Source organism: Streptomyces sp. NPDC050388, from assembly GCF_040655635.1.
Taxonomy (GTDB): domain Bacteria; phylum Actinomycetota; class Actinomycetes; order Streptomycetales; family Streptomycetaceae; genus Streptomyces.
Genome location: NZ_JBFAKH010000029.1, coordinates 18,272 through 32,881, shown reverse-complemented (window position 1 = coordinate 32,881; position 14,610 = coordinate 18,272). Strand labels below are relative to the sequence as shown.

Annotated in this window: 12 protein-coding genes and 1 pseudogene; 6 read left to right on the top strand and 7 right to left on the bottom strand. The window is 73.5% G+C overall.

The features are described from left to right. Positions 1–30: 30 nt before the first annotated feature. Genes AB0I73_RS18605 through AB0I73_RS18590 form a run of 4 tightly spaced genes read right to left on the bottom strand, consistent with a single transcriptional unit; the run spans position 31 to position 6,366 of the window. Positions 31–1,707 carry a serine/threonine-protein kinase gene (locus AB0I73_RS18605; RefSeq protein WP_363038621.1) on the bottom strand — a complete coding sequence of 559 codons (1,677 nt, stop codon included), beginning with the start codon at positions 1,705–1,707 and terminating at the stop codon, positions 31–33. A gap of 51 nt (positions 1,708–1,758) precedes the next feature. Continuing rightward, on the bottom strand, positions 1,759–3,276 hold the full coding sequence (locus tag AB0I73_RS18600; protein ID WP_363038619.1) for a nickel transporter: 1,518 nt from the start codon (positions 3,274–3,276) through the stop codon (positions 1,759–1,761). Next, positions 3,273–4,778, bottom strand: coding sequence for a tetratricopeptide repeat protein (locus AB0I73_RS18595; RefSeq protein ID WP_363038618.1), 1,506 nt, complete (start codon positions 4,776–4,778; stop codon positions 3,273–3,275). Before AB0I73_RS18595 ends, AB0I73_RS18600 begins: the two co-directional genes overlap by 4 nt. Before the next feature lie 55 nt (positions 4,779–4,833). Then, the gene (locus AB0I73_RS18590) at positions 4,834–6,366 is read right to left on the bottom strand and encodes a DUF4331 domain-containing protein (RefSeq protein ID WP_363038616.1); all 1,533 of its coding nucleotides are present in this window, start codon (positions 6,364–6,366) and stop codon (positions 4,834–4,836) included. Between AB0I73_RS18590 and AB0I73_RS18585 the strand changes: the two genes are divergently transcribed. From AB0I73_RS18585 to AB0I73_RS18575, 3 genes are all read left to right on the top strand, one after another. Continuing rightward, the gene (locus tag AB0I73_RS18585; RefSeq protein ID WP_363038614.1) at positions 6,365–7,132 is read left to right on the top strand and encodes a sigma-70 family RNA polymerase sigma factor; all 768 of its coding nucleotides are present in this window, start codon (positions 6,365–6,367) and stop codon (positions 7,130–7,132) included. The genes AB0I73_RS18590 and AB0I73_RS18585 overlap by 2 nt on opposite strands. Continuing rightward, positions 7,129–7,965: an anti-sigma factor gene (locus AB0I73_RS18580; protein ID WP_363038612.1), complete on the top strand. Its 837-nt coding sequence runs from the start codon at positions 7,129–7,131 to the stop codon at positions 7,963–7,965. Before AB0I73_RS18585 ends, AB0I73_RS18580 begins: the two co-directional genes overlap by 4 nt. A gap of 122 nt (positions 7,966–8,087) precedes the next feature. Next, entirely contained in the window at positions 8,088–8,351 is a 264-nt protein-coding gene (locus AB0I73_RS18575; protein ID WP_363038610.1) for a hypothetical protein, read from the top strand. Positions 8,352–8,565: 214 nt separating this feature from the next. On the opposite strand, the gene AB0I73_RS18570 is transcribed toward AB0I73_RS18575, so the two are convergent. Genes AB0I73_RS18570 through hmgA form a run of 3 tightly spaced genes read right to left on the bottom strand, consistent with a single transcriptional unit; the run spans position 8,566 to position 11,972 of the window. After that, entirely contained in the window at positions 8,566–9,816 is a 1,251-nt protein-coding gene (locus tag AB0I73_RS18570; RefSeq protein WP_363038608.1) for a type ISP restriction/modification enzyme, read from the bottom strand. Positions 9,817–9,841: 25 nt separating this feature from the next. Beyond that, positions 9,842–10,591 carry a GntR family transcriptional regulator gene (locus AB0I73_RS18565; protein ID WP_363038606.1) on the bottom strand — a complete coding sequence of 250 codons (750 nt, stop codon included), beginning with the start codon at positions 10,589–10,591 and terminating at the stop codon, positions 9,842–9,844. Between the two features lie 28 nt (positions 10,592–10,619). Beyond that, positions 10,620–11,972 (bottom strand): homogentisate 1,2-dioxygenase, encoded by a 1,353-nt coding sequence (hmgA, locus tag AB0I73_RS18560; RefSeq protein ID WP_363038604.1) that lies wholly within the window; start codon positions 11,970–11,972, stop codon positions 10,620–10,622. A 229-nt stretch (positions 11,973–12,201) separates the two neighbouring features. On the opposite strand from hmgA, the gene AB0I73_RS18555 reads away from it, so the two are divergent. The 3 genes and pseudogenes from AB0I73_RS18555 (at position 12,202) to AB0I73_RS18545 (ending at position 14,602) form a co-directional block, all read left to right on the top strand. Further along, positions 12,202–12,705 carry a hypothetical protein gene (locus AB0I73_RS18555; RefSeq protein ID WP_363038602.1) on the top strand — a complete coding sequence of 168 codons (504 nt, stop codon included), beginning with the start codon at positions 12,202–12,204 and terminating at the stop codon, positions 12,703–12,705. 16 nt (positions 12,706–12,721) lie between these two features. Further along, positions 12,722–13,063 (top strand): annotated as a pseudogene (locus AB0I73_RS18550) (MFS transporter); the annotation flags it as partial. A gap of 150 nt (positions 13,064–13,213) precedes the next feature. Continuing rightward, complete coding sequence (locus AB0I73_RS18545; RefSeq protein WP_363038600.1) at positions 13,214–14,602, top strand: aldehyde dehydrogenase family protein; 1,389 nt, start codon at positions 13,214–13,216, stop codon at positions 14,600–14,602. Positions 14,603–14,610: the final 8 nt, after the last annotated feature.

Below are 14,610 nucleotides of genomic sequence, written 5' to 3'. Positions count from 1 at the left end.
GCCGGACGCAAGACCCCGGTGGCCGCCCGCTCAGGGGGCGGTCACCGAACCGGAACGAGAGGGGGAGGCCCCGTCCGACGGGGTCTCCGTCTCGCACGTCACCGAGAACGGCACCGAGTCGGACGTCGTGCGCACCGGCTCCCGCACCTCCACAGCGATCCAGTTCTCGAACGTCCCGGTCGCCGAGTACGTCGTCACGGTCACCGTGTCCCGCTTCGTGTGCCCGCCGTTCCGTGGGAACGACAGCGTCCGCCACCCCCGGTCGGCCACCGAACCGTCCTCGGACACCCAGCGGTAGGACACCTCCGCGGGCAGCCGACCCACCGTGAACGTCGCCGTGAACGCCGGCGCCCGCTCCCTCGGCGGCGGACAGACCCCGGAGTACTCCGTGTGCGCACCCTCCACCGTCACCCGCACCGACTGCCGCGGCGGGGTGGTCTCCTCACCGTCGTCGTAGCCGTCGTCGCCGCTCGCGGAGGCGGGCGGGGCCGGCCCGTCGGTTTGCCCGGCCGTCTCCCCGCCGCCCTTGTCGCCTTTTTCAGGGTTCTTGTCGTCGCCGGTCCGCGCGGACGAACTCGCGCCGCCTCCCCGGGGGTCGGTGCCGGAAGCGTCCCTGCCGTCCCCGCGGTTCAGCAGCGCGTACGTCAGCCCGGCCAGCGCCAGGACCAGTACGGCCACGCCCGCGACCAGGACGGCGGCGGCGCGGCGACCGCCCTCGGGACGGGTGGTTTCGCCGGCCCCGGCTGCCGGAGCCGGGACCGGTGTCGGGGGCGGGGGAGAGGCAGCGGTCCCGTGCGGGTGGGGATGCGTGGTGACGGTGGGGCTGTACGGCGCCGACCCTGCCGTGCCGGCGAGGGGCACGCCTCCCTGGGTGGGGGTGCCCCCGGCGGCGACGAGCCGCAGGTCCTGCTGGGCCCGCGCCGCCGACAGCCGCTCGACCGGGTCCTTGCGCAGCAGCCCCTCGACGACCGGGGTCAGCGGTCCGGCCCGGCGCGGCGGCGGCAGTTCCTCGTCGACGATCGCACGCAGGGTGCTCAGCGGGGTGTCCTGACGGAACGGCGAGCAGCCCTCCACCGACGCGTACAGCAGTACACCGAGCGACCACAGGTCCGACTCGGGGCCGGGGGTGCGGCCCAGCGCCCGCTCCGGGGCGAGGAACTCGGGCGATCCGACGACCTCCCCGGTCATGGTCAGCGCGGAACTGCCCTCGACCACGGCGATCCCGAAGTCGGTGAGCACGATCCGCCCGTCGTTCGCGATCAGCACGTTGGCGGGCTTCACGTCCCGGTGCAGCACCCCGGCACCGTGCGCGGCGCGCAGCGCGGCGAGCACCTCCGCGCCGACGTGCGCGGCGCGTCGCGGATCCAGTGGACCCTCGGCCTCCAGTACGTCGGCCAGGGACAGGCCGCGGACCAGTTCCATGACGATCCACGGGCGACCGGCCTCGGTCGCCACGTCGTACACCGTCACCACATTGCGGTCGGTGATCCGGGCGGCCGCCCACGCCTCCCGCTCGAGCCGGGCGTACATCCGCTCCACGTCGGCCGCCGGCAGTCCGGCCGGGGCACGCACCTCCTTGACGGCGACCTCGCGGTGCAGCACCTCGTCGCGGGCCCGCCACACGGTCCCCATACCGCCCTCACCCAGCGGCGACAGCAGTCGGTACCGGCCCGCGACCACCCGCTCACCGCTCGGTTCCTCGGACATGGCGCCCCCCATCGCATCCGGGCGAATTCTCCGTTTCCTCATGAAAATAGCTCAGCCGAGTGCGGATGCCGCCCCCCTGAACAGCAATCCGGCGCCCAGGACCACGACGACGAACGCCGACCCCAGGGGCGCGCTCCGGCGCACGAGCGCGACCGTCGGGCGCGTGGTCCAGCGCGGGCGCCGGGCGAGGAGCCGGGTCACTCCACTGCCCGCCTTGACGACGGCGTACCCGGCGGCGGTGAGGGTGAGGGCCAGCCCGATGCCGTACGCGACGACGAGCAGCAGCCCGAACCAGGCCTGACCGAGGGCCGCGGCGCCCACCAGCACCACGACGGCGGACGGACTGGGCACCAGCCCGCCGGCGAAGCCGAGCAGGATCGTGTCGCGGAGGGTGGGGGCGACGGGGTGGGTGTGGGGGCGACCGCCGTGAGTGTGCTGGACGACACGGGGGTGTGGGTGACCGGGACGGTCGTGCGGGCCGTGGACGTGATCATGGCTGCCGTCGCCGTGTTCGTGGTCGTGGTGATGCGTGTGGTGCCGGTTGCGCAGCGCGCGGCGGAGGAGGTTCGCGCCCGCCAGGGTGACGAGTGCCCCGCTCGCGATGCCGAGCCAGGCGATCACCGAGGGCGCGGCGGCCGAACCGGCCGTGACCAGCAGGCCGAGGGCGACCACACCGAGGGTGTGGGTGACCGTCACCGAGGCGGCCATCGGGAGGACGTCCCGCAGCCGGGCCCTGCCGCCCCGGGCTGCCGCCGTCGCGGCCATGAGCGTCTTGCCGTGACCCGGCGCGAGCGCGTGTGCCGCGCCGAGGACGAGCGCGATCAGCAGCGCGAGCACCGCGAAGCCCACCGTGAGGTCGTGCCGCGCGACGAGGTCGTCCAGGGCGCGGGTCCACCGGTCGGCGGCGCGGGGCAGCACGGAGGCGGACGGCGCGTCGGGCTCCGTCCCCGCCAGCGCGGGACCGCCCGCACGCACCCGCAGGGCCGCAGTCGTGGTGTCGGCCGGTGAGGACAGCAACTCCTCCGGGTAACGGGTCAGTTCGCGTGACTGCGACATCCTCGGCACGTCCGACGCGGCCAGCGTCATCCGGTCACCGCGTGCAGTGATCTCCCGCCAGCCGGGACCCGAGGACGCCCCGGCCCCGCGGAAGGAGACGTCCACCGCGTCGCCCTCGGGCAGCGGAGCCGTCAGCCGGCACTCCACGCGCAGCGTGTCGAGCCCGGCCTGACCGGGACGCACGCGCGCACGGCTGCTTCTCGCGGTGACGGGGACCGTCCGTCCGTCGACGCGGACCTCGCTGTCGCGGGCGGCGGTGGCGCAGCGCCGCCGGGCCCACTCGTCCGTGCCCAGCGCGCTGACGTCCGGCTGTGCCTGGGTGGCCGGGATCTCGGCGAGGTCCTCGACATGATGGATGCGGAGCTCGCCGGGCGCGGCCACCAGCCCGTCGTAACGGTTGACGGTGAAGTTGCCAAGCGGGTGCGCGCGCGCCGTCGTCGTCGGCACCAGGGCGAACGCGCAGGCGGCGGTGAGGACGGCGAGGCCGGTGGCCGGCGTACGACGGGGGCTCACCGCGTCGCCTCCAGGTCCCTCAGGACGGCACGGGCCGCGCGGGCACCGAGAGGGGAGAAACCGGGGTTCAGCTCCAGCGCCGCCGTGAGGGACCGGCGGGCGTCGCCGCCGTGGCCGGTGGCGTGTTCGATCATGCCGCGGTGGTAGAGGAAGGCGGCGTCGCGGTAGCCCGTGGCGGTGGCCCGGCGGGCGTAGGGGAGCGCCTCCTCGGAGCGTCCGTTCCGGTGCAGGGCCCAGGCGAGGGCGTCCGCGGTGTGGACGCTGTGCCGACGGTCCCATTCGGCGCGGGCCGCGTGCAGGGCGGTTCGGGTGTCGCCGTGGTCGGCGGCGGCGAGCGCCGTGTCGAGGTCGGCGTTGACCCCGCCGGCGCGGGCGAGGGCGGTCTGCGCGTCGACTAGGACGTACTGGTCCTGGGCCTTCGCGCGGTCGCCGTCGGCGCCCCGGGTCTCGTACAGCTCGCCGAGGGCGACCAGCGGGCCGGGCAGCGGGGAGCGGGCGACGACCTGTTCCAGGGTCTCGATCCCGCCCGCGCGGTCACCGCTCGCGGCCTGGGCACGGGCCCGGCCCTCCAGAGCGGGGAGGTACTCCTCGTCGACGCCGAGCGCCCGTGCGTAGTGACGCAGGGCGACTTCGTGGTCCCCCTGGTTCCAGGCGAGTCGACCGAGCGCGGTCGCCACGTATGCCACATCCGGGGCCGTGGACGCGCCGGCCAGGGCCCGTTCCAGTACCTTGCGGGCGGTCCTCACGTCGCCGCGCAGTTCCTGGACGTACGCGTACCGAGTGAAGACGGGCACCCCCGGACGCCTGCTGTCCGCCGTGTCGGCGGCCTCGGCGGCCTCGTCGTACCGGCCGAGCTCGACGAGGGCGTCGATCCGGGAGGACAGAGCGCGCTCGCTGTAGGGGTTCTGCCGCAGGGCCCGGTCGGCGTACTCCAGGGCGCCGGAGAAGTCGTGCCGGGCCGCGGCGAGGGCGGCACGGCCGGCCAGGGCCTGCTCGTTGCCGGGCTCGAGCGCGAGGGAGCGGACGAACGCCCGCTCGGCCTGCGGGTAGCGCGAGGGGTCCCCCTTGGTCCGCGCCTGCTCGACGTAGGCGAGCCCCAGGACGGCCCACCCGCCGAAGTCCCTCGGCTGGGCACGGAGATGGGCCTGCAGGGAGCGGATCCCCGCGTCGAGGTCGCCCCGGGCGAGCACACCGGCCGCGAGCGTCCCGGCCGCGGGAGCGGCATCGGCCCGGGCCCCGTCCCGGGCGCCCCCGGCCGCGACCGCCCCGGCGGTCGTCGCGACGGCCAGCAGTGCGGCGCACACCATGAGGCGCAGCCCGCGCGAGCGCCGCGCGGCGCCGGAGAACCGGCGCAGGGCGGCCGTACGGGCGCCGGAGGAGAAGGTGCCGGGATCGGGCTCGGCGCCCGGCTGTGCGCGCGCCGTCCTCGGTGGTGCGGCGGGCTCGGCGGGCCCGGTCCCCCGGCTGCCCTCCGGGGCGTGGTCGTTCGTACGCGGAGGCATGCCTCTCCTCGGTCTGCTGGTGGTCGTCCTCAGTCGTCCGCGGTCGCGGAGCCGGTCAGTACGCCCGGCCGCGCATCCTGCGCCACCACAGCAGGCCCCCGCCGATCAGCAGGATCCCGCCGGCTCCCGCACCGGCGGACGCGGCGATCAGGGTGGTGTCGTCGAAGCCCTCGGCGCCGGCCGGCCGCAGCGCGTCACCGAGCTGGTTGCGTACGTCGTTGCCGCTGTCCACGCCCTCGGCGAGCGGACCGCGCGACCCCTCCGTCGGTTCGGCCAGATACGGGAACGAGGCGCCGAACTCCTTGTCGTTGGCGTCGACCGCGTCACCCAGGTCGTTCTCCGCGCCGACCAGCTCGCCCTCGACCACCTGGAGCGCCGCGTCGACCACGTCGTCGGTCAGCCGCCGCCCGTTGGGGAAGCCCGCGTTGTCCCCGTCCAGCACACCGAGCCGCTTCGGTTCGGCCGTCGGCTCGATCGACGTGTTGAGGCGCAGCATCTCCGACGGCGTCACGTGCGGCGGCTGGTTGAGCCCCTCGACGCCCTTGAGGAAGACGTCGACGAGGTCGTTGCGCGGCTCGGCGGGCGCCTCGATCCTGTAGATCGCCTCGATGAGTTTCGGCAGTTCCGGGTGCGTGACGTTCTTCAGGAACCGGGCGTCGTCCCACGGCGCGGACGCGTTGAAGGTGTCCTTGTCCTTCAGGGGGTTGACGACCTCGTTCACCAGCGGACTCCCCAGCCGCGACACCTGGGTGAACTCCCCCTTGGCGTTCTTGCGCTGAGTGGTGGACCAGATGCCGACGACCGGCTGGTCCGCCGACTCGGTGATCATGTGCGTAGGGACCTGGAGGGCCAGGGAGTTGACGTTGTAGCCCTTGAGCGTGTCGTTGCCGACCTCGGAGAGGTTCCCGCCGTACAGCAGGTCGAAGACGCGCAGATCCAGGAAGAACGGGTCGTCGGCCTGGCCGGCGAACGTCGTCGCGCCGCCCGCCAGTTCGTGCACGGCCTGCTCGCGGAGCGTGCCGTAGTCCGGCATGGACGCCTTGCCGACGTTCGACGGCGCCACCGGGACGTCGTCCGCGATCTTCGTACGGGACACCAGGTGCTGGTCCTTCAGCTTCAACAGCTCGATGTCGTAGGTCTGGGTGATGTTGAGGTCCGGGTCGTCCAGGCTGGTGACCGGGCCCGTGTTGTAGAGGAACGTCTTCTCGTTCTTCGTATGCGTCCGGAAGGTGTAGCGGAACAGCAGTTCGCCCTGCGCGTCGCCGTTGTTGTCGACGTGGATGTCGTACTGCGCGTCCTCGGCGAACGTGAAGAAGTTCGGTCCGCCGGCCGGCTCCTCGAACGGGATCCAGTTCGCGATGATCGTCGTCATGTCCGGTTTGTCGGGGCTGACGAACGCGTACAGATCGGTGTTGTCGTACTGCGGGGTGCCCGAGATCAGGGGGGCCTCCCGGTGGCTGGAGGCGGAGGCCGCCCCCGGTTCCAGCGCGGTCGTGCCGACGGCGGCGAGGCCGCCGGCGGCCAGCGCGCCGCAGATCAGGGTCGCGAGGCTCCTGCGTCCCGCGCCGGTCCTGGAGTTAGGTGTCATGCCGTCCGTCCTCAGTGCCAACTTGTCTGACGTACCGGGATTCGGAGCGGAGTCCTGGCCGGATTGGTCGAAAGTCGGGACGGGGAGGAACGCCCGTATTATTTCCCGCTGTTCGACCCGCGTTTTCGGTCCGCTGATCCGTAATCCCCTCCGGAGGCGTGATCACGGCGAACGCCTCGGTGACCAGGTGGCCCCGCGGGGCCGGGAGAGGAGAGGCGCGTTGGAGGCGGACGAGCTTCTGGTGCGGGTGGCAGGCGGCGACCAGAAGGCATTCGAGACGCTGTACGGGCTGGTGTCCGGACCGGTGTACGGGCTCGTACGGCGGGTGGTGCGCGATCCCGCCCAGTCGGAGGAGGTCGCGCAGGAGGTGCTGCTCGAACTCTGGCGCTCCGCCGCCCGGTTCGACCCCGGGCGGGGCAGCGCACTGTCCTGGGTCCTCACACTCGCCCACCGCCGGGCCGTCGACCGGGTGCGCAGTGCCCGCGCGGCCGACGAGCGCGAGCGGCGTGAGGCCGCCCGGCACGGCAGCGGGCCCGCGTTCGACCAGGTCACCGAGGAGGTCGAGGCCGGCCTGGAACGCGAGTGGGTGCGCCGCTGCCTGGACCGCCTCACCGCCCTGCAGCGGCAGTCGGTCACCCTCGCCTACTACGACGGCTACACCTACCGTGAGGTGGCCGAGCGGCTCTCCCTGCCGCTGGGCACGGTCAAGACACGGATGCGTGACGGCCTCACCCGACTGCGTGACTGCCTGGGAAGTGCCGCATGAGCGTCCTGGACCGGTTGTTGCGCCGAGAAGACCTCCACTCCCTGGCCGCCCCCTACGCGCTCGACGCGCTGGAACCCGCCGAACGCGTCCGCTTCGAGAAGCACCTGAGCAGCTGCCGCCGCTGCGCCGCCGAGGCGCGCGTCCTGGCCGAGGACGCCGTCCGCCTCGCCCGGTCCGCCGCCGTCCCGGCGCCGCCCGCCCTGCGCGACCGGGTACTGGCCGCCGTACGGACCACCCCGCAGGATCCCGCACCCGAAGCCGTGCCCGGGTCCCGGGAACAGACACGCGCGCATGCCCCGCGACTGCCGCTCCACGTATGGGGTGCCGAGTCCCCGCCGCCGGCCCGTGAGCGGCGCGGGATGCCGCTGTTCGTCCCCTTCGCGACGGCCACCGCCGCCGCGGCCCTCGTCGTCGCCTCGCTGTTCGCCGTCCAGGCGGACCGGACCCAGGACGAACTGAACGCCGAACGGGACCGTGCACGTGAGATCGCACACGTTCTCGCGGCCCCGGACGCCCGCGCGAGCAGCGGCCGGGGTGCAGGGGGCGGCACGATCGGAGTGATCGCTTCCGCGTCGGCGGGGAGCGCGGTCGTCACCCTGGGCGGATACGGCAACCCGCCGAACGGACGTGTGCGCCAACTGTGGCTGATGCGCCCGGGGGCCGAACCGCGCTCCCTGGGGCTCTTCGAGGCCGACACGCCCCTGGTCGCCTCCGACCTCGACGCATCCGCGACGTCACTCGCCGTGACCGTCGAGCCCGGCGGGGGGTCACCGCAGCCCACCAGCCAGCCTGTCGTCCAACTCACCCTGAAAACGGTCGGATTCGGAGAGTAATCGTCGAGTGTTCGTCAACCTCCTTACGGGGAAGGTGAATCCTGCGACCGCGATGCACGAGTGCCCGTACGGGGCGATAGGGTTACCCTGCCCGGGGTGGACTCGTACGGGTGGGGAGTGACATGGAACGGATAACGGTGCACAGCAGGGCCAGGGTCCCTGCGATCACCTGTGGAAGCAGCGCGACCAGTGCGCGCCTGGACCGCCACCTCTCGGTGCTGGCGGGACCCGCCGTCCCGCAGCGGGAGACGGTCGAGGCGACGTCGCTGATGCGTGAGCTGACCGCACGCGACCACGGAGCCAGAGGCGTGCGGGCACGGACGAGCCGTGTCTCGCTCTTCGCCCCGCTGCGTCGGCTGCGTCGCTCCCTGCTCGGCAGCCGTTAGACCCGCGCCCGGACGGACCCACCGTCCTGGCGCGGCACCGCGCGCGCCCCCTGTCACCCCACGGCGCACGACGCACACCCGAGCACCGGCACGTCGCCCCTTCCACACCCCTTCCCCGGCCCACGGTCCCGTCGGATCGTCACCTGCCGTACTCGTCGTGCCCGTCGCGTCCGCCTCAGCCGCCGTCCGGGCCGTCGCGCCGCCGTCCGGCGCGTCAGAGCAGGGCGAGTTGGCCCTCCGGCCCCTCCTCGTGGGCGTCCAGTACCGAGGCGGGCCGGCGCGCGGAGCTCGGCGCCGGGAGCACGCCGACCCGGTGCAGTTCCGTCGACGTGATCGGGTCGACCGCCAAGCGGCCCCCCGACGCGACCTGAAACGGGCGCAGTTCGGCCATGAGGGCGAGGACCGTGATCAGCTCCAGGAGCTCCGAGGTCCAGGTCTGCGGCCAGCCGGCCGGACGGATCGCGTCCAGGGTGCCCGGCTCGGCCCCGCCCGTGCGGACCGCGCACCACCGCTCCAGCACCCGGACCCCGGCCACCTCGAACTCCCAGGCCGTCGGCGGCACCGGTGAGATGCGGCCCTCGTCGAGGAACAGGGCCTCCTCAGCGGGGTCGTAGCGCACGGTCAGCGGCCGGGAAGGGAGCGGGGCCCGGACGTAGGGGCGGCGTCCGCCCGGGAGCCGGGGGCGCTCCCCGTCGCGCCGCATCAGCCACAGCAGTCGGTGACCCGCCTCCACGCCCGTGGCCCACACGTCGGCGTCCCCGGTGAGCGGCACCGTGAGCCCGCCCGGCCCGTCGCGCACCACGGCCATCGTCCAGGCGAGCACGTCGACGGCCGGGACCTCCCGGCCGAGCCGCGCCGCGAGGTGCTCGGACAGGGCCGGGGCCAGGTTCGGTTCCGTGCCTCCGGGCCGGCGGTACAGCGGGCGGACACGGCCGGGGCGCAGCACCGGCAGCAGGGACGTGGCAAGCAGCAGCGGACCGGCGGGGTCGTCCGCGCGGGCCCCGCCGCTCCCGGCGCGTCCACCCGGCGGGCGGTCGCCCCGCGTGCGTTCGCCCCGCCCCGCGGTGGTCTCGACGACGAAGATCTGCCGCTCGTCGGTCACCCGCCACAGTTCGGGGCGGGCCGCGTCGATCAGCCGCTGGTCGGGGATCAGCCACTGCTCGTCGAAGGGGGAGCGCAGCACGCGGACCGGCTCGGGGCACGGGCCCGAGGCGCGCGCCAGTTTCTCCGTGCCGCCCGCCCGGCCCGGCAGTTGCCCGACCGCCGTGTGCACCGTCCGCGAACGCGTCGGCTGGAACAGGGCTTCCCGGTCGGGCCCCACGGCCTTCAGCAGGGCGTCCCAACGGGCCTTCAGGGCCGCCGGGTCGGGGGCCGCCGGCCACCCCCGGCCGAGTCGCGGCGGTGCGACGGACCACGGCATGAGGTCCGCCAGCAGCGGAGCGTCGTCGTGCGTCACGCTGGGCATCGTACGGCCTGAAGGGCCGACCGGATCAGGTGGCGTCCAGCGTCACCGTGAAGGAGAAGCGGTCGCCCCGGTAGTTGATGACGGCCACGTCCAGGGGCCGGCCGTCGGTGTCGTACGTGATCCCGGTGTAGTGCAGGATCGGGCTGAGCAACGGGACCCGGAGCAGCCGGGCCGTCTCCGGGTCCGCGAGCCGCGCCTCCACGATGTCCGTGATGCGGCTGATGTCCGCCCCGACGGCATCCCGCAGCACCTTGGTCATCGGCCAGCGCACCAGGTCGTCCAGGTCGATACGGGCGGCCAGTTCGGGCCGGACGTAGTTGCGGGCGTGGTTGGTCGGTTCTCCCGTCCTCTCGTCGCTGCGCAGCCTGTGGTACGCCGATGCCTCGGACAAGTCAGGGAAGTACTCGGCGAGTTCGGCCGGCACCGGCGCCGGACCGTGCTCCAGCAGTTCGGTCGTCATGCCGGACTGCTGGGCCACGATCGCGTCCACCGAGCCCAGCAGGCGCACCGGGGTGCCCCGCCGGGCATCCGGCTCGATGAACGTGCCGCGCCGGCGGTGCCGCGTGATCAGCCCCTCGTCCTCCAGTTCCTTCAGCGCCTGCCGCATGGTCAGCACGCTCACCCCGTAGTGCCCGGCCAGCTGTTCCTCGGTGGGCAGGCGCAGTGGGTCCTGGGGCGAGCGGCCGAGGATCGAGGCGCGGAGCGACTGCGACACCTGATACCAGAGCGGCAACTTGCGGTTCAGCACGATCGAGTCCGGGGCGAAGGAGGTCACGGGGGTATCCGTACCGGTCGGGGAACGTTCAGTGCAACGGGCGGAAGTGACGCTCGAAGCCCTGCCACACGTCGTCGTAGCCCTGCTGCAGGTGCTCCGCCCGGGCCGCCTGCGGGGTCAGGGACACCGGCCAGCGGGTCTCGAACATGAAGGCCAGGCCGTCGTCGATCTTCTGCGGGCGCAGCTCGGCGGCGCTCGCCCTCTCGAACGTCTCCCGGTCCGGGCCGTGCGCCGACATCATGTTGTGCAGCGAGCCACCACCGGGGACGAAGCCCTCCGCCTTCGCGTCGTACGCGCCCTCGATCAGGCCCATGTACTCGCTCATCACGTTCCGGTGGAAGTACGGCGGCCGGAACGTGTCCTCACCCACCAGCCAGCGCGGGGCGAAGACCACGAAATCCACCCCGGCCAGCCCCGGGGTGTCGCTCGGCGAGGTCAGCACCGTGAAGATCGACGGATCCGGGTGGTCGTACGAGATGGTGCCCATCACATTGAAACGGCGCAGGTCGTAGGCGTACGGCACGTGGTTTCCGTGCCAGGCGACGACATCCAGCGGGGAGTGGTCATAGGTGGCCGACCACAGGTTGCCGCAGAACTTGTTCACCACCTCCACCGGCCCCTCGACGTCCTCGTACGCGGCGACCGGGGCCCGGAAGTCCCGGGCGTTGGCCAGTCCGTTGGCGCCGATCGGGCCGAGGTCGGGGAGCCGGAACGACGCCCCGTAGTTCTCGCACACATAACCGCGGGCCGAGGCGTCCAGAAGCTCCACACGGAAGCGCACCCCGCGAGGGATCAGCGCGATGTGTCCCGGCTCCACGTGCAGCAGCCCGAACTCCGTGCGCAGCAGCAGCCCGCCCTGTTCCGGGACGATCAGCAGCTCACCGTCGGCGTCGCTGAACACCCGCTCCATCGAGGCGGTCGCGTGGTAGAGGTGCACCGCCATTCCGGTGCGCTGAGCGGTGTCGCCGTTGCCGCCCAGCGTCCACAGGCCGGCCAGGAAGTCGGTGCCCTCCGCCGGCGCGGGCAGCGGGTTCCAGCGCAGGCGGTTGGGGTCGGGCACGGTCTGGGTGAAGGGCGCGCTGCGGAGCGCGCCGTTGCCCGTGCGGGTGAATGCCGGGTGCGCGGCCGACGGGCGGATCCGGTACAGCCAGGAGCGGCGGTTGTCGGCCCGCGGCTCGGTGAACGCCGTGCCGCTCAGCTGCTCCGCGTACAGCCCGAGCGGCGCGCGCTGAGGTGAGTTGCGTCCCTCGGGCAGGGCGCCCGGCAGCGCCTCGGAGCTGTGCTCGTTGCCGAAACCGGAGAGGTGGTCGAGTCCCTCGGCGGCCTTGCGTGCTCCCCCACGCTCGAATGCGCTCGCGCGGGCGGTGCCCCCATCGCTCATCTTCGCTGCTCCCTTGCGTGCGATTCCTATGCAACACCGTAGGATTGCGGTTTCCCCGGCGCAAGAGGGCCGCACGGTCCCGTCCCGCGTGTCGCGGCCGTCCCCGCTCCCGGGCCGCGCCCTCCTCGTGACGGAGGACGGGGAACCCGACTCCAGGGAGATCCGACCCCAGGGGGATCCGACTCCAGGGGGATCCGGGAATCCGTACCCGTGTTCTACGCTCCCCGGCATGGCGTGGACGGGAAAGCCGGTCACCGCACTCGCGGTCTGTGTCGTACTGCTGGCCGGAGCCGCGGGCTGCGGCTCGCTTGCGGGACAGAGGGAGAACGGCGAGTCGCCCTCACCGGTCGGCAGGCTCCTGGAGGAGAAGGACGACGGGGGCCGCCCCTACCGCGAGGTGGGGGCGGAGGACGCGCCCGAGGTCGGGGTCGAGGTGACGCCCGACGCCGACGGCGGCTGGGACGTACGGCTGACCGTGCGCAACTTCCGCTTCTCGCCGGACGGCACCGTCCGACGGGCGGTGCCCGGCCGCGGCCTCGCCCACCTCTACGTGAACGACCGCCTCGTCGCACAGTTGCGTACCCCCGGCCACCACCTCTCCGCCCACACCGTCCGGCGCGGCACGCACCAGGTCACCGCCCGCCTCCACGCGGACGACGGCTCGGTGTGGGCCGTACGCGGAAAGCCGGTGGAGAGCACGGCCGACATCACGGTCTCGGAACCGACCCCATGACCGAAAGGCGTACCGCGGCCGGCCGCTCTCCATGACGACGGTCGTCCAGGCCTCCCCGGCCGGCACGCGCCCCACCGCTCTCGCGCTCCGCCTGACAGGAAACCGGCTGGGCCAGGTCGCCACGCCCGCCGCGGCCGGCCTGGTCGCCGGAGTGGCGGGCGTGGCGGCCCCGTTCGCCATGCCGGGCGCGCTGTCGTTCCTCTCCGCGGGGGTGGCGCTGCGCGCGTCGTCCCGGCCGACGGAGCGGACCGGCCCGCCGGCGCCCGGCGGAGGGCCTCCCGCCGACGCGGGACGCGCCGACGCGCCACGGCGGTCGGGCTGGACGCGTTCGTCCGCTCCATTCCGGCAGCCGGCATAGCCTGGCTGTCCGTCTTCGCCGGCACGGCGAACGCGGCTGCCCCGCCCCGGCTGCTCTGACCGAACGAGTGACGCGGCCCCTCTGGCGCCAGGAAATTAGCATCGCTAGTTTATGTTGCGGACCTCGACCCCCCGTTCCGGAGGAAGCGCGATGAAGGCATACGACGGCATGTACATCGACGGCGCCTGGCGCCCCGCCGCCGGCCCGGACGTGATCGAGGTCGTGAATCCGGCCGACGAGCAGGTGATCGCCACCGTCCCCGCGGGCACCGCCGAGGACGTGGACGCCGCCGTACGGGCCGCCCGTGCCGCCCTGCCGGCCTGGGCCGCGACCCCGCCCGCCGAGCGCGCCGCCCGCCTCGCCGCCCTCCGTGACGTGCTGGTGGCCCGACAGGAGGAGATCGCCCGGACGGTGACGGCCGAGCTCGGCGCACCCCTGAAGCTCTCGCAGACCGTGCACGCGGGCGTGCCCGTCGCGGTGGCGGGCTCGTACGCCGAGCTGGCCGCGACGTACCCCTTCGAGGAGAAGACGGGCAACTCGACCGTCCTGCACGAACCGGTCGGTGTGGTCGGCGCGATCACGCCCTGGAACTACCCCCTCCACCAGATCGTCGCGAAGGCCGCCCCGGCCCTCGCCGCCGGCTGCACGATCGTCGTCAAGCCCGCCGAGGACACCCCGCTGGTCGCCCGGCTCTTCGCGGAGGCGGTGCACGAGGCGGGGGTTCCGGCCGGCGTGTTCAACCTGGTCACCGGCCTCGGCCCGGTGGCCGGGCAGGCCCTCGCCGAATACCCGGGCGTCGACCTGGTCTCCTTCACCGGCTCCACCGCCGTCGGCCGCCGGATCGGCGCCGTCGCCGCGGGCGCGGTCAAGAAGGTCGCCCTCGAACTGGGCGGCAAGTCCGCCAACGTGATCCTCCCCGGCGCCGATCTGGCCCGGGCGGTCAACGTCGGGGTCGCCAACGTGATGTCCAACTCCGGCCAGACGTGCAGCGCCTGGACCCGCATGCTGGTCCACCGCGACCAGTACGACGAGGCGGTCGAGCTCGCCGCGGCCGCCGCCGCGAAGTACGGCGACCGCATCGGCCCCCTCGTCAACGCCAAGCAGCAGGAACGCGTGCGCGGTTACATCGAGAAGGGCGTCGCCGAGGGCGCGCGTCTGGTCGCCGGCGGCCTTGACGCCCCGCGCGAGAAGGGGTGCTTCGTCAGCCCCACCGTCTTCGCCGACGTCACCCCGGACATGACGATCGCCCAGGAGGAGATCTTCGGGCCCGTCCTGTCCGTCCTGCGCTACGAGGACGAGGAGGACGCCCTGCGCATCGCCAACGGCACCGTCTACGGACTCGCCGGCGCGGTCTGGGCCGGCGACGAGGCCGAGGCGGCGGCGTTCGCCCGCCGCATGGAGGCCGGTCAGGTCGACATCAACGGTGGCCGCTTCAACCCCCTCGCGCCGTTCGGCGGTTACAAGCAGTCGGGCGTGGGACGCGAACTCGGCGTGCACGGCCTGACCGAGTACCTCCAGACCAAGTCCCTCCAGTTCTAGGGGAGTCC

Bases quoted from the DNA above. Each gene is read 5' to 3' on its own strand.
- AB0I73_RS18570 (WP_363038608.1), bottom strand. From the start codon at position 9,816: ATGCCCAGCGTGACGCACGACGACGCTCCGCTGCTGGCGGACCTCATG.
- AB0I73_RS18545 (WP_363038600.1), top strand. From the start codon at position 13,214: ATGAAGGCATACGACGGCATGTACATCGACGGCGCCTGGCGCCCCGCC.
- AB0I73_RS18595 (WP_363038618.1), bottom strand. From the start codon at position 4,778: ATGCCTCCGCGTACGAACGACCACGCCCCGGAGGGCAGCCGGGGGACC.
- AB0I73_RS18555 (WP_363038602.1), top strand. From the start codon at position 12,202: ATGGCGTGGACGGGAAAGCCGGTCACCGCACTCGCGGTCTGTGTCGTA.
- AB0I73_RS18590 (WP_363038616.1), bottom strand. From the start codon at position 6,366: ATGACACCTAACTCCAGGACCGGCGCGGGACGCAGGAGCCTCGCGACC.
- AB0I73_RS18580 (WP_363038612.1), top strand. From the start codon at position 7,129: ATGAGCGTCCTGGACCGGTTGTTGCGCCGAGAAGACCTCCACTCCCTG.
- hmgA (WP_363038604.1), bottom strand. From the start codon at position 11,972: ATGAGCGATGGGGGCACCGCCCGCGCGAGCGCATTCGAGCGTGGGGGA.
- AB0I73_RS18585 (WP_363038614.1), top strand. From the start codon at position 6,365: ATGCCGTCCGTCCTCAGTGCCAACTTGTCTGACGTACCGGGATTCGGA.
- AB0I73_RS18605 (WP_363038621.1), bottom strand. From the start codon at position 1,707: ATGTCCGAGGAACCGAGCGGTGAGCGGGTGGTCGCGGGCCGGTACCGA.
- AB0I73_RS18575 (WP_363038610.1), top strand. From the start codon at position 8,088: ATGGAACGGATAACGGTGCACAGCAGGGCCAGGGTCCCTGCGATCACC.